The 14,191-nt window shown below is 61.1% G+C and carries 11 protein-coding genes; 7 read left to right on the top strand and 4 right to left on the bottom strand.

Annotated elements, in window-relative coordinates:
• Positions 1–13 precede the first annotated feature (13 nt).
• A complete protein-coding gene (locus JMJ97_RS05495; RefSeq protein WP_260699427.1) occupies positions 14–1,615 on the bottom strand; it encodes a potassium/proton antiporter in 1,602 nt (533 codons plus the stop codon).
• Between the two features lie 253 nt (positions 1,616–1,868).
• On the opposite strand from JMJ97_RS05495, the gene JMJ97_RS05490 reads away from it, so the two are divergent.
• A complete protein-coding gene (locus tag JMJ97_RS05490) occupies positions 1,869–2,708 on the top strand; it encodes a metallophosphoesterase family protein (RefSeq protein ID WP_260699426.1) in 840 nt (279 codons plus the stop codon).
• 307 nt (positions 2,709–3,015) lie between these two features.
• Here JMJ97_RS05490 and JMJ97_RS05485 read toward each other — a convergent pair whose 3' ends face one another.
• Positions 3,016–4,596, bottom strand: a complete 1,581-nt coding sequence (locus JMJ97_RS05485) for a lipopolysaccharide biosynthesis protein (RefSeq protein ID WP_328291091.1) — start codon at positions 4,594–4,596, stop codon at positions 3,016–3,018.
• Positions 4,597–4,776: 180 nt separating this feature from the next.
• Here JMJ97_RS05485 and JMJ97_RS05480 point away from each other — a divergent pair, with 180 nt between their 5' ends.
• From JMJ97_RS05480 to JMJ97_RS05455, 6 genes are all read left to right on the top strand, one after another.
• Positions 4,777–6,348, top strand: coding sequence for an L-lactate permease (locus JMJ97_RS05480; RefSeq protein WP_161115861.1), 1,572 nt, complete (start codon positions 4,777–4,779; stop codon positions 6,346–6,348).
• 278 nt (positions 6,349–6,626) lie between these two features.
• Positions 6,627–8,297 (top strand): phosphoenolpyruvate carboxykinase (ATP), encoded by a 1,671-nt coding sequence (pckA, locus tag JMJ97_RS05475; protein WP_260699425.1) that lies wholly within the window; start codon positions 6,627–6,629, stop codon positions 8,295–8,297.
• A gap of 227 nt (positions 8,298–8,524) precedes the next feature.
• Complete coding sequence (locus JMJ97_RS05470) at positions 8,525–9,244, top strand: B3/B4 domain-containing protein (protein WP_260699424.1); 720 nt, start codon at positions 8,525–8,527, stop codon at positions 9,242–9,244.
• 173 nt (positions 9,245–9,417) lie between these two features.
• Positions 9,418–9,867 (top strand): MarR family winged helix-turn-helix transcriptional regulator, encoded by a 450-nt coding sequence (locus JMJ97_RS05465; protein ID WP_260699423.1) that lies wholly within the window; start codon positions 9,418–9,420, stop codon positions 9,865–9,867.
• Between the two features lie 120 nt (positions 9,868–9,987).
• Entirely contained in the window at positions 9,988–10,842 is an 855-nt protein-coding gene (locus JMJ97_RS05460; protein ID WP_260699422.1) for a DegV family protein, read from the top strand.
• Between the two features lie 79 nt (positions 10,843–10,921).
• Positions 10,922–11,242 carry an MGMT family protein gene (locus tag JMJ97_RS05455; RefSeq protein WP_217107928.1) on the top strand — a complete coding sequence of 107 codons (321 nt, stop codon included), beginning with the start codon at positions 10,922–10,924 and terminating at the stop codon, positions 11,240–11,242.
• Positions 11,243–11,635: 393 nt separating this feature from the next.
• On the opposite strand, the gene trpS is transcribed toward JMJ97_RS05455, so the two are convergent.
• Entirely contained in the window at positions 11,636–12,685 is a 1,050-nt protein-coding gene (gene trpS, locus JMJ97_RS05450) for a tryptophan--tRNA ligase (RefSeq protein WP_055286519.1), read from the bottom strand.
• A 159-nt stretch (positions 12,686–12,844) separates the two neighbouring features.
• Positions 12,845–14,044: an MraY family glycosyltransferase gene (locus JMJ97_RS05445; protein ID WP_260699421.1), complete on the bottom strand. Its 1,200-nt coding sequence runs from the start codon at positions 14,042–14,044 to the stop codon at positions 12,845–12,847.
• Positions 14,045–14,191 lie beyond the last annotated feature (147 nt).

Raw genomic sequence — 14,191 nt, 5'->3', positions numbered from 1 at the left:
TACCCCCTGGCCGCTACGATGCCAGCGTGGCGATGACGGCTTCGTCGCCGGCGTATATGAGGGTGTTGCCGTCGGGGATGATGGTTTGGCCGTCGCGTTTGAGCATCACCACGATAAAGGGGTGCTTGCCCTGCGGCACGTCGCGCAGGCGCTGGCCGGCCAGACGCCCGTGGGGTGTCACGGTGACCTCGCGCAGCGTAACCTCGGCACGCTCTTCAAACGTCGGCGCGGCCATAACCAGAAGGTCGCCTTCTTCAATTACGGTATCGCCGTTGGGCAGCACCGGGTGCGCACCGTCGCGCAGCACCAAGACCACCAGCATGTCCGTGGCGCTGCCAATATCGGCGAGCGAGCGTCCGGCAAACGGGTGTCCCGCGCCCACCTTGAGCTTGACAAACGACATGCCGTCCTCGTCGCGGTAATCGTTAAACGTACGGCGCACGTCGCCTTCCGCGTCGATCATGTCGAGCTTCTTTGCCACCGCCGGTAACAGCGAGCCCTGTACCACAATGCTCGACACGGCAATCACAAACACCAGGTCAAATAGGTCGTGACCGCCGGGAACACCAGCCACCACGGCAAAGAGGCTAAATACGACCGAAGCCGCACCGCGCAGACCCGCCCAGCTTACGAGCGCAACCTGGCGGAGGCTGGTCTTAAAGGGTGCCAACAGCAGACCGACGGCGATGGGGCGGCTTACAAAGAGCATAAACGCCATGAGCGCCAGGCCCGGTAGCAGCATTTGCGGCAGGCGCGCGGGTGTCACGAGCAAGCCGAGCAAAAAGAAAATCGTCATCTCGGCCATCTCGGTAAGGGTGTCAAAGAAGTGCGCCAGCTCGACCTTGCCGGTGATGTCGCTCGCGCCCAGCACAATGCCTGCCAGGTATACGGCCAAAAAGCCGTTGCCGCCCAGATAGCTCGGCAGCGCGTAGGCGACGATCGCCACGGCAAACAAAAAGATAGTCTGCGCGCCCTCGGCCGTTGCGTGTGCGCGTTCAATCAAGCGGCTGGATGTCCAGCCGATGGCAAGGCCCAGCCCCACGCCAAGGATGACCTGCTTGGCCAGTAAGACGGGAATGTCGATGTTGCCGCCCGCCGCGAGGGTCGCGAGCACCGCGGTGAGCATGTAGGCGACGGGGTCGTTGGAGCCCGATTCGACCTCGAGCAGCGAGTCGGTGCCGTCCCTCAGAGACAGGTTGTGCTCGCGCAGCACGCTAAAGACGCTCGCCGCATCGGTTGACGCCACGACCGAGCCCAGCAGCAGACCGCCGATCCAGTCGAAGCCCAGCGCGAAATGTGCGAAAGCGCCCGTGATACCGGCGGTAATGACGACGCCGAGCGTGCTCAGCAGCACTGCGGGCACAGCGACGGGCTTGGCGCGGTCGATGTTGGTGTTAAAGCCGCCGTAGAACATGATGAACAGCAGCGCCGTGCTGCAGACGGCTTCGGTGAGTGCGTAGTCGCTAAAGTCGATATGCGTCGGGCCGTTGACGCCCAACAACATGCCCAGCGCGATAAAGATGAGCAGGGTGGGGAAGGGGAGTTTTTTGCCGACGGGTTTGATGGTCAGGCACAAAATGATGACGAGGCCGATAAAAAGAAGGATCTGGTTCATGGATGGTGTCCGCTCCTGGGTGGTTGGCGTGGCACGGTCAGTTGTCTGCGGTTATTTGTACCCAAAGATGGTGGGTTTATGGGGTTGGATTGCGGGCGTGCGCGATATCGTCATAGACGGCCGCCGTCTTTGCCTCTGCTCGGAAACCCTTTCCAGCTTTATTGCAACGGAGTACAATGGGTAACGTTTAAGTTCAACTTGAAGTTTTAGTTGCGGCGCCGGGCTTCGGCCGCAATGCAAGGAGAGGCGTACCATGGCGATCTATGTGACATCTGATGCTCACGGGCACGTGCGTGCGCTTGACGAGGCCCTGTCTAAGATCTCTTTGACGTCCGACGACACGCTGTACGTGCTGGGCGACATGATCGATCGCGGGCCCGATCCGGTTGGCGTTATTAAGCTCGTGCGCTCGCTGCCCAACGCCCACGTGCTCAAGGGTAATCACGAGCAGATCATGCTCGATGCCATCATTGGTCAGGATCCGCTCGATGCCGAGACCTGGGATATCAACGGTGGCTGGACGACGCGCGAGCAGCTCAACGACATGGAATTTGAGGCATACGAGGAGCTCGTGCGATGGATGGCCGCGCTGCCGCTCTACGCGGTGGTCGAGACCGAGGAGCGCCCGTATCTGCTGGTACATGCTGGAATCGAGATGAAGGCGGCGCGCGCGTTTTTGCTTGAGCATGGTGTCGATTGTGCCGATGGCGTCGGAGCGGTGGGTGCCGATCGCGAGCTGCTGCAGCAGATGCTCGCAGTGCAGTCGTCCGATGACCTGCTGTGGATTCGTCACGGCTATTGGGATGTGTCGACCGGGCTGCTTTCTGCCGAGGGCAAGGGTCCGGTCGTGGTGAGCGGTCACACGCCAACGGTGTCGCTCGGGCGTTATTGCGAGGTCGGTGGTCTTGCGGGGCTCGATGAGGAGTCGGGCCGCGGGCAGATCGTGCGCCTGGGCGGCGAGGATGCCGCCGGTGTGCCCGATCGCATCGACATCGACTGCGCTGCCGCCACCGGCTCCGAGTTCGGTCGCGTGGGCATCCTGCGCCTGGACGACGGGGCGGAGTTCTACGCGAACATCAACCCGGGCGAATAATCGGTGCAAGGGGTAGCTAATTTGGGACGGGGCTTTTTTGACTACTTTTGCCCTTCTGCCCGCTAATTGATTTCTCTGGGACGGGGATTAAATAATCATTTGGCTGCCCGCTGGCTAAGTGAGTAGACTTTTTTGGAAATGCCGAGCACCCAACATATTTGCCTCAATAAAACCGCAGGTCACAGACTTGTGCTTTGTCGGTGTGGTCCGGGATTCGGTAAAAGTCTACTCACTTAGTTTTGCGTGTCCGCAACGAGACTCCAGCCGGGGTGATTCCACCGCAAATTAGCTTCTCCCATCGCCGCAATTAGGCGCCGTACGGATTCCGGTCCCTCTCTATGCGTTGGCGGATATGGGCGTACTCGATAATCAACAGTACCAGCAGTAGGGCCATGATGGCTAGGTAGCTCACGACGGCGCCCATCAGGCCGAGCAGATTGATCAGAATCACCGGGAGCACCACGCTCACGGCAAAGCAGATCAGGTAGATCTTGGTGACGTCGCCGGCATGGCGCAGCACCGTGATGATGGCGTAGATAAAGTCGATGGCCGCGGTGACGCCGCCGGCGACGACCATCAGCAGCGCCAATGTGCGGTAGCGCTCAAAGTTGAGGCCGTACATATAGCTCATGAGGGGAATACCGGGACCTGCCATAAATGCGGCGCACACGCCGGTGATGACCACGATCAGCGCCATAACGGCAACAATAATCAGGTCAAAGCGACGACGCTTGCGAGGATTAGCCCAAATGCTCGACAAGCGCAGGAGCTGCGGTTTATAGACAAATCCAATGCTCAACAGAATAGCCTGAGCTGGAAAAAACAGGGCATTAAAGTACAACTGGTATTTGTAGGCCAGTGTTCCTTCCATCACAAACTTGGGCATGCTCTCGATAAGATTGAACAGGAATAGCGCGCCAAAGAGTGGGGCGCACTGGACAAACAGGTGGCCGACCTCGCGCAGGCTTACGCGGCGCGATTTTTCGGTCTCGAGCAGGGCGAGCGGCGCGGTGACCAGCACGAGCGAGGCGATCGCGGCGATGCCCATGGCCATGGCCGCGATGGGCATGCTACGCGTGAAGAACAGCGCCACGCTGAAGACCGCGATGACGCCGACGGAGCGTAGCGTTTGACTCATTCCAGCCAAGTAGAGCTTGTCGGCCTGCTGCAGGCGGCCTTCGTACACGTCGGCGACGCCGTCGATGACCTTATACAGGTAGACGCCCAGGCCGATCGTCGCCATCTGCGCGTCATAGCCGCGGGCGCTGCTATACATGAGGCCGCAGCCTAGGGCGAGCGCTCCGCAGATCCAACGATTGAGCTGGTAGGAGGCGAAGGACGTCTTTTCGTCGATGTCCGAGACCTGGAAATTGCGCACGCCGTAGTTGCATGCGATCATGATGAGCGTGCCGGTGACAAAGGCGATGGAGAACTTGCCGGCTTCTTCGGCGCCCACGAGCTGTGTGGACACGATGGTGAGCAGCGGAAACGCCAAGCCCCACACGGCGGTGCCGAGAGCGTTCCAAAGGTAATCGCGGCGGGTGGCGTGCTCCTCGTATTCCGCTTCCTGCATGGAGAAGCCGCCGCCGTAGACGGCACCGAGCAGACGGTTCCACCAAGCGTTGACCATGCGGCGGACGGGGCCGGGCTTGCGATCGCGTTCGCGCCGGCGACGTGTGGCTTGGCTGCTATCGGGCCCGCCGGCGTTGCGCTGACTCAGCTCTTGGATGCGTGCGAGTTCCTCGGCAGTGTGCGAGGCAGGGAAGAGGCCGTTCTCGATGCGGCCGCCCTGGGCCTTCGCGGCGCCGTCTCTCGATGCAGCGGGGTTGGAGACGCCGTTGCGGCGGGCGATGGCGCGGCGAATGCTATCGAGGGGCGTGATGCTCAAAGCGGAGTCCTTTCTATTGCTGCGCTTTAGTATAGACGCGACGGTGTTCGTTCGTGTTTTTGAACGGATTGTTCAATAATTTCGGCGGGCGGCTGTAATTTGTCGGTAAACGTGCGGTATCCTGTTGAAGTTTTGTGACACCCCCGATGCCGCCCACGCGGTACCAAGGAGCTTCTACCTATGGACGTCGCCGCATTCTTACTGGCTCTTGTGCCGATTATTTGGCTGGTCGTGATGCTGCTGTGCTTTAAATGGCCAGCTTGGAAGGCCGCTATCGGATCGTTTGTCCTTTCGTGCTTGCTTGCCTTCGCATGGTGGCACCTGCCGGCAGCGCAGATCGCGACCGCCTCGCTCGAAGGTTTTTTGATGGCTCTGTGGCCCATCGTCCTGGTGATCATCGCCGCGGTGTTCACGTATAACCTTTGCGTTCGTACGGGCGCCATGGACGTGATCGGCAGCATGATCACCTCCATCAGCAGCGACCGCCGTCTGCTGGCGCTGCTCGTGGCTTGGTGCTTCGGTGGCTTTATGGAGGGCATGGCCGGCTTCGGTACCGCTGTCGCCATTCCCGCCGGCATGCTCGCGGGCCTGGGCTTTGAGGCCGTGCCTGCCGTGCTCATCTGCCTGCTGGCCAACGGCGTGCCCACGCCCTACGGCTCCATCGGCATCCCCACGGTGTCCGTTGCCGACCTGGTGGGTTTGGATTCCCTTCACCTAGCGACCGTTCAGCTGGTGCAGCTCGCACCGTTCTTTGTGGTGATGCCGCTATTTATTGTGCTGGTTGCGGGCCGTGTTGCCGATGACCAGGGCAATGCCGCGAGTGTGGGCGAGCGCCTGCACGGTGTTGCCGGCGTGGCGTTGCTCTCCGGCGTGTCGTTTGTCGGCGCGGCTCTGGTCGTTGCCATGTTTGTGGGCCCCGAGCTGGCCGTGGTCGTAGGATCCATCGTTTCGCTCGCGCTGACAGCTGCGCTTGCCATGCGTGCCGAGAAGTCGGGGCATCTGGACGCACGCTTTCACATGAATATCGAGGCGGGGGAGAAGCTCACCGTTAAGTCGGCGCTTTCGGCCTGGTCGTGCTTCATCCTGATCTTTGTGTTGCTGCTGGGCACGTCTAATCTGGTGCCCGCTGTACATGCTGCGCTCGCGCCGTTTGCGAGCCATGTGCAGGTGTATTGCGGTGAGAATCCCGGTATGCTTACGTTTTCGTGGATCAACACGCCAGGCGTCTGGATTTTCCTGGCGGCGTTTGTCGGCGGTGCCATTCAGGGCGCTTCGCCGCGCATGATGGGCGAGGTGCTGGCCGCGACTGTGAAGCAGATGACGCCGACGGTGATCACGATGCTTTCGGTACTGGGCTGCGCCAAGGTGATGGGCTATGCCGGCATGATTTCGTCGATCAGTGCGTTTTGCATTGCGGTCGCCGGCGGTCTCTACCCGATTCTGGCTCCGTGGATCGGCGCAGTCGGTGCGTTCGTGACCGGCTCGGGCACGTCCTCGGGCATGCTGTTTGGTCCCATTCAGAGCCAGGCCGCCACTGCGCTGGGTGTGAGCGACTACTGGATGGTCGCATTGAACGCCCTGGGCGTCGCCGCTGGTAAGATGATCTCGCCGCAGACCCTCGCCATTGGTCTTGCCGCCGTGCACGTGCGCGGTAAGGATGCCGAACTCCTGGGCGCGGTGCTGCCCTACGCTGCCGGCATGCTGGTCCTGATGAGCGCCATAGCCATGCTCGGCCAAGGCCTGCCGCTGTAGTCGGCACTTAGGGACGTTCCTTATGTGCCGGCACTTTGGGAACGTCCCTAAGTGCCGGCATCCGGGGGCGCTCCTTGAATGTTGCCTGTTCAAGAGTGTTCCCAATGACTAGGCGTTTAAAAACGTCCCCAATGACTAGGCCGCTTGCCTGCGATTTTTGACCGTTGGGCGGGCTTGCCGCCCTTGCCGCAAAAACGTTTTTGCATATCGGGTACAACGGGCTTTACGTGAGTAAAGTGCGCGTCGCGTCCACGTGTCGCGTTTTTAAAGGAGGCCCCATGCCTGGTGTTACCCCTGCAGAAGTTCTGTCCAACTTTGGTATTACGCTCGTTGAAGATCCCGCCGAGAATCAACCCCGTCTGCTGGTGGACCTGCCGGCGGCAGAGCTTGTCGAGCACGCTATTCGTCGCAAAGAGGGCCGTATGGCTTCTAATGGCGCGCTCGTGATCGAGACGGGGGAGCGCACTGGTCGTTCGCCCAACGATCGTTTTATCGTTGACACCCCCGATGTTCACGACAAGATCGCCTGGGGTGCGGTCAACCGCCCACTGTCCGTCGAGAGCTATGAGGCCATCAAGGCCGGCATCGTCGACTATCTCAACGAGCGCGACGTGTTCGTCACGCGCGGCATGGCGGGCGCTGACCGCAACCACACGCGTCGCCTGCTTGTTGCCTGCGAGCGTGCCAGCCAGGCACTCTTCATTAAGCAAATGCTCGCCCGTCCGCTCGCCCGCGAAATCGCGCGCACCGGCGAGCCCGACTTCTGCGTGCTCGCAGCGCCCGGTTACCAGTGCGATCCTGCCATCAAGGGCCTCAACTCCAGCGCCGCCGTGGTCATCAACTTCCAGGAACGCGTGATTCTGGTCGCCGGCACCGGCTACTCCGGCGAGATTAAAAAGTCGATCTTTAGCGTCATGAACTATCTGCTGCCCGTCGAGGATGACGTGCTGCCCATGCACTGCTCGGCCAGCATGGATCCCGTCACGCACGAGACTGCCGTGTTCTTTGGCCTGTCCGGCACGGGCAAGACCACGCTTTCTGCCAACCCCACGCGCCTGCTGATCGGCGACGACGAGCACGGCTGGTCCGACATGGGCATCTTCAACATCGAGGGTGGCTGCTACGCAAAATGCGAGGGCCTGGACGCCTTCCACGAGCCCGAGATCTTCAACGCCGTCCGTTTTGGCGCCATTTGCGAAAACGTGGTGCTCGACGAGAACCGCAAGCCCAACTACGACGACATCTCGATCACGCACAACACGCGCGTGGCCTATCCCGTGGAGCACATTCCTAACGCGTGGACTAAGGGCATGGGCACCACTCCGAGTGTCGTGCTGTTCCTGACTTGCGACGCTTTTGGCGTGCTGCCGCCCATCTCACGCCTGACGGCTGATGCCGCCATGTACCACTTTGTGACGGGCTTTACGGCTAAGATTCCCGGCACCGAGGTCGGCGTCACCGAGCCCACGCCCACGTTCTCTTCGCTGTTCGGCGAGCCGTTTATGCCGCTCGACCCCATGGTTTACGCCAAGATGCTTGGCGAGCGCATTGCCGACGGCCGCACACGCGTGTACCTGGTCAACACCGGCTGGATTGGCGGCGGCTACGGCGTGGGTCATCGCATCGAGCTGGCCTACACGCGCTCGCTGGTCGCACGCGCCCTCGACGGCACCATCGAGGATAGCGAGTTCGTGCACGACGACATCTTTAACGTCGACATTCCCACGACGTGCCACGGCGTGCCCGATGGCATCCTGGTGCCGCGCCAATACTGGCAGAGCACCGCGCGCTACGACGAGGCCGCGCACAACCTGGCGGTGATGTTCGAGGAGAACTTCGAGAAGAAGTACTCGCACCTGCCCGAGTCCGTCAAAGCCGCCGGCCCGCACGCCCAGGTGTCCGCCGAGGCCCGTCATCGCGGCCGCGGCCTGCTGGGACTTCGCCACTAGCTTCGCCGTGAGTCCATATCCACCACAAAGGGGACAGGCGCCTTTATGGTGGTTTTGCTCGCGTGGATGACTCGGGTTACAATACGCTTGACATATCGTCCCCTTCTCCGGATGGGGACAGCGTAAGCGCTCTTGTGGCGGCACCGTAGGACTTTGAAGGTGGCCGCTGTGAGGGCGCTTTTTGTTTAGGCGCCCTCGCTCGGGCGTACGCTATGAAGGGAGAGCATATGAAGAGTTTCGTTGCCGAGGATTCGTTTTGGGAGCTGTTTCCGCAGGCGGCGGTCGGCGTCGTAGTCGTAAAGGGCATGAAGCCCGCGGCCCAGATTCCCCAGGAGGACGTGGATGCGATCGCCACGTTGCTCAATCGCGCCAATATCGATGCGGAGCGTCACCTGACAAGCGATACCATCAGCGAGAACGCGCCGGTTAAGGCATGGCGCGAGGCGTATCGCCTGTTCAAGACCAAGAAGGGCGCGCGTTGCTCAGTTGAGAACCTGCTCAAGCGCGTGCTCAAAGGCAAGCCGGTCGGCCACATCACACCGGTGGTGGATATCTACAACACGATTTCGTTGACTTATGCGCTGCCCGTTGGCGGCGAGGACCTGCATGCGATTGAGGGAGATCTTCGCTTGAAGGTGACCGATGGTGGCGATGCGTTCTTGCCGCTTGGCGAGGAGGCGGACGATCCGACGCTGCCCGGCGAGCTCGCCTACATCGACGATGCGGGCGCTGTGTGCCGCTGCTGGAACTGGCGCGACGGCGTTCGCACGGCGCTGTCCGATGATTCGGCCGATGCGTTCCTGGCGATTGAGTGCGTGGAGCCCGAGCGGATGGGGGATTGCCAGGCCGCGATCGATCGCTTAGCCGAGCTGCTCGAGCGCTATCTGGGAGCGACGGTTGTCGTTAAGACGCTTGTGACCCGCGACAATCCCTGCGTGGAGCTGTAGCGACGCCTGCGGATCATGTTCGCCGGTCAAAACCACCACAAAGGTGCCTGTCCCCTTTGTGGTGGTTTTTATGTTGATGGGTTAACAAATGGGGTATTTGGGTACGGGTGTCGCCTTATGCGACTAAGATGTTTACCCGTAAGCATTATGCAAGCGAAAGGCGGTCGTCTCCCATGCAGCAGAACGACGAGACACGTTTCGAGGACTTTGTCGGACTGATCAGCGGGCTCTACAAGGAGATTCAGCGCATTAAGACATCCGAGGGCGCAAGGCTGGGCCTCAAGGGCTCCGACGTTATGTGCCTTTACTATCTTGAGCGCAGCAAGGACGGCCTGACTGGCGCTGACCTGGCTCGCATGGCAGGCGTGACCCGCGCCGCCGTCTCGCGTACGCTCGCGCATCTGGAGGAGGGTGGCTACGTCGAGGTCGATGATTCGGGCGATGCCGCCGTTAAGTACCGTGCTCCGGTGCGCCTGACCGCTCTGGGCGGCGAGAGCATGAGCGAGGCGGACCGCATCATTCGCGAGGTGCTCGATACCACCGGTAAGGCTATGGGTGTGGAGCAGCGCGAGCAGATGTATGCGTCGCTGCGCACGATTCTCAACACCCTGCGCGAGATGTAGAGCCGCGCTGGTACTTGCTTCTAATCAACAACTGCACAGTTCCTATTTGAGCGTGCGTGTCGTGCTGGGATCTTGCTGTCAAAATTCCCTGCGCGTGGTCCGCGCAAGAAAGGATTCGCTATGTCCGTCCGTATCATTACCGACTCCGCGAGCGATATGTCGCCTGCGGAGCATCCGGCACTATCCGTCCTGCCACTATCCGTCACCTTTGGCACCGATGTGTACATGGATGGCGTCGACATCGATCACCAGCGCTTTTACGAGATGCTGGTCGAGCGCGACGAGCTGCCCAAGACCGGTCAGGTCAACCCGTACGCCTTTTCGCAGGCGATTGCCGAAGCACGTGAGGCCGGCGACGAAGCCGTGATTATTACCGTGGGCGCTAAGCTTTCGGGCACCAACCAAAGTGCCCGCACCGCACTTGCCGAGGCGCCGGGCGGCGATGTGTATGTGGTGGATAGCAATAACGTTACCCTGGGCGAGCGCGTGCTGGTTGAGTACGCGCTGCGTTTGGTGGACGAGGGCCAAGGCGCGGCTCAGATCGCGGCGGCTGTCGAGGCCGTGCGCGACCGTGTTGTCGTCATCGGCCTGCTCGAGACGCTTGAGTACCTCGTTCGCGGCGGTCGCCTGTCTGCTGCGGCTGGTGCTGTGGGTACGCTGCTCAACGTGAAGCCCGTGGTGGCAGCGGAGGACGGTCTGATCGTGCAGCTGGGCAAGGCACGCGGCTCCAAGAACGGCCGCAACCTGTTGAACCAGAAGGTTGAGCAGGCGGGCGGCGTCGACTTTTCTATGCCGCTGGCGCTCGGCTACACGGGCCTTTCGGACGCGGTGCTCAAGAAGTATATCGAGGACAGTGCCGCGTTGTGGGCCGGCCATGCCGAGGGTGAGCTGCCCATCCACACTATCGGCGCCACCATCGGCACCCACGTGGGCCCCGGCGCTGTAGCCGTAGCCTTCTTCCGCCCCGCCAACTAGCTTTCCGGTCAAAACCACCACAAAGGGGACAGGTACCTTTGTGGTGGTTTATGCTGGGTTCGGTTGAAAGGAGCACGCGATGGCGTCTGAGGGCTTTTTTGAACGGGTGTACGAGGTGGTCGAGCAGATCCCCGAGGGGATGGTCGCCACGTATGGTCAGGTGGCGCTGCTTGCCGGTCGACCACGAAGTGCGCGGTATGTGGGGTATGCCCTGCATAGCAATCCGCGCCCCGGCGAGATTCCCTGTCACCGCGTGGTGTTTGCCGACGGGCGCATATGCGAGGGTTTTGCTTTTGGCGGTCCCGATGCTCAACGTGAGCTTTTGCTAGGGGAGGGTGTGGCGTTTAAGGACGACATGCACGTCGACCTGGCCGTCTGTCGTTGGCCTGCCGGACTCTAACAGCTCTGCCGTGGCCAGAACCACCACAAAGGTGCCTGTCCCCTTTGTGGTGGTTTTCTGTTGCAGGTTTACCGGGGCTAACTTATGGAGAAGCTATGGCGGGCGATATTGATGCTGCAAAGTAAACCACGGTGAACTATATTGTATTCAGCAACGGAGCAGGCAATAGGCGATGAAAAAGCCTGCCCTGTTGAGTTTGATTCGCATTCCTCCCCTCTGTGCGATTCAACGGTGTACTTCGGGAACAGGCCCGCTGGCAACTAACTGCCGGCGGGCCTGTTCCTGTTTGTCGGGGGAGTGCGATGGGCGGAGCCGAAGCAGTCCGGCTCCGAAAAAGGCGGACGTTGTAGCGCCCGCCCTAAAGCAATCGAAAGCTCAAGCCAGCAAATCGGTCTAGTACACCATGCCCATGGCGTCCTGAACCTCTGCCAGGGTCTGATCGGCGATCTCGTTGGCGCGACGGTTGCCCTCGTGAAGGACGTCCTTCACATAGTCCAGATCGTTCTCGTAGCGCTGGCGACGCTCGCGGATCGGTGCGAAGTACTCGTTGACGGCCTCGGTCACGTACTTCTTGAGCTGGCCGGAGCCGCCCATGCCAATCTCCTCGGCAATCTCGACCTCGGAACGGCCGGTGCAGATGGCGGCCGTCGAAAGCAGGCCGGACACGCCGGGGCGGTTCTCGGGATCGAACGTGATCATGCGCTCGGAGTCGGTCTGGCTCTTCTTGATGCGCTTGGCCGTCTCCTCGGCGGTCATCGAGATGTTGATGGCGTTGCCGTAGCTCTTGCTCATCTTGCGACCGTCCAGGCCGGGCAGCAGCGGGGTCTCGGACAGCAGCGCGTCGACCTCGGGGAACACCTTGCCGTAGCGGTTGTTAAAGCGGCGGGCGATGGTGCGGGTGAGCTCGATGTGCGGCAGCTGGTCGCGGCCGACGGGCACCACATTGCCCTTGCAGAACAGGATGTCGCAGGCCTGGTGCACCGGGTAGGTGAGCAGAAGGCCGGTGAGCTCGTGCCCCGAGGCCTCCATCTCGGCCTTGACCGTGGGGTTGCGCGCCAGCTCGGCCTCGGACACCAGCGACAGGAACGGCAGCATGAGCTGGTTGGCGGCGGGCACGGCGGAGTGCGCGTAGATCATGGTCTTGTCGGGGTCGATGCCGCAGGCAAGGTAGTCCATGACCATGTTGTACACGTTGTCCTGGATGTGCTCGGTGGTGTCGCGGTCGGTGATGACCTGGTAGTCGGCGATGAGTACGTTGGTCCTGGCGCCCATGTTCTGCAGCTCCACGCGGCCCTTGAGGGTGCCAAAGTAGTGACCCAGGTGCAGACGGCCGGTGGGGCGGTCGCCGGTAAGCATGGTGAACTTCTCGGGCGTCTTGGCCAGGCCCTCGCGAATGGCGTTGCTCTTTTGCAGCGCGACTTCGTAGCTGTTCTCGTTTGGCATGATTGCTCCTAACGTATGTTCATGGGTCAAGATGATAACGCGTTTATTGGAGGGGCGGGGCGTAAGTAGGCGAGGGGCGGGAGAGGGGTGGCTTGTGCGATGGGCGCGGCGCGGCCGCGCTTGGCCAACGGTGCCTTGGCACATCCTCGGCAGCTTGCCCTAGAGCTTGTGGTGGCGCTCTTCCTTACGTTCCTCAGCTGCCTGCTCCTCCTGCTTAAAGGCGGGGTCGTCGGGGGTGACGAGCTCGTCCTCGTGCGTGCGCTTGTTGTAATGGTGGCGCAGCACGGGCTCAAACAGATGCAGATGCTTGGCGAAGGCAGCCGAGCCAATGGCGAGCACGGTAAAAATGAGCACGCGCATGGGCACCTCGACCTGATTGATGGCGGCGGCGCCGGCCGAAAGCATGATGCACCAGGCATAGATGAGCAGCACGGCCTGTTTTTGGTTGTAGCCTTCTTGGATCAGGCGGTGGTGGATGTGGCCCTTGTCGGCCTGTCCGATGCTAATGTGGGCGCGCTTGCGGCGCACAATGGCGCTAAACGTGTCGATGATGGGCACGCCGGCAACGATGAGCGGGATGATAAGCGAGGTGAGTGCGGCGGTGCGGCTCACGTTGAGCAGCGAGATGGAGCCCAGCGCAAAGCCCAGAAGCAGCGACCCCGAGTCGCCCAAGAAGATGCTTGCGGGGTTGAAGTTGTAGTGCAAAAAGGCCAGACAGGCGCCAAAGAGCGCAATAGAGAGCGCGGCGGCGTCGATGCGGCCCGAGAGCACGGCCATCGAAAACATGGTGAACGACGCGATGCCGCAGATGCCCGTGGCCAAGCCGTCGAGGCCGTCGATGAGGTTAATGATGTTGGTGAATGCCACCAGATAGATTACGGTGATGGGGTAGGCGAGCCATCCGAGCATGATCTCGCCGGGGACAAACGGGTTGACGATGACGCCGATTTTTAGGCCGCCGATACAGGCGATAAGCGCGGCGAGGACTTGTCCGGCCAGCTTTTGCTTGGGCGTGAGCTGGAAGACGTCGTCGATAGCGCCGGTCGCAAAGATGACGGTAAAGGAGAGCGCCAGCATGGGGTAGCTGATGTGCAGACGGGGGTGGGGCACCAAAACGGGCGGCCAACCCAGGTACCAGGTGCCTAGGATTTGCACAGTGCAGGCGACGACCAGGCCCAAAAACACCGCCGTTCCGCCCAAACGCGGGATGGGCTTGGTGTTGATGCGGCGCTTAGAAGGATAGTCGACGGCATCGAGCTTAATTGCCAAGCGCTTGACCAGGGGCACCGCGAGGAAGGTCGTGATAAAGGCCGCCGCTGCCACGCATAGGTACGGTATGTAGCTCGGGGATGAAGCCATGAATCTAAAAACCGCCAAGCGTCGAAGGAAAAGGTCAGAAGAACGCCATGCGCAAAGGGCATAGCCGAACCATAATACTCGACCAAGGGGGGTACATGGAATTGCACGCAGCGATAATCACGCGCTTACCAGATATTGGGATGTTGT

Source organism: Collinsella aerofaciens, assembly GCF_025289055.1.
Taxonomy (GTDB): domain Bacteria; phylum Actinomycetota; class Coriobacteriia; order Coriobacteriales; family Coriobacteriaceae; genus Collinsella.
The sequence above is the reverse complement of the archived record's forward strand: the minus strand, read 5'-3'. Positions and strand labels throughout refer to the sequence as shown.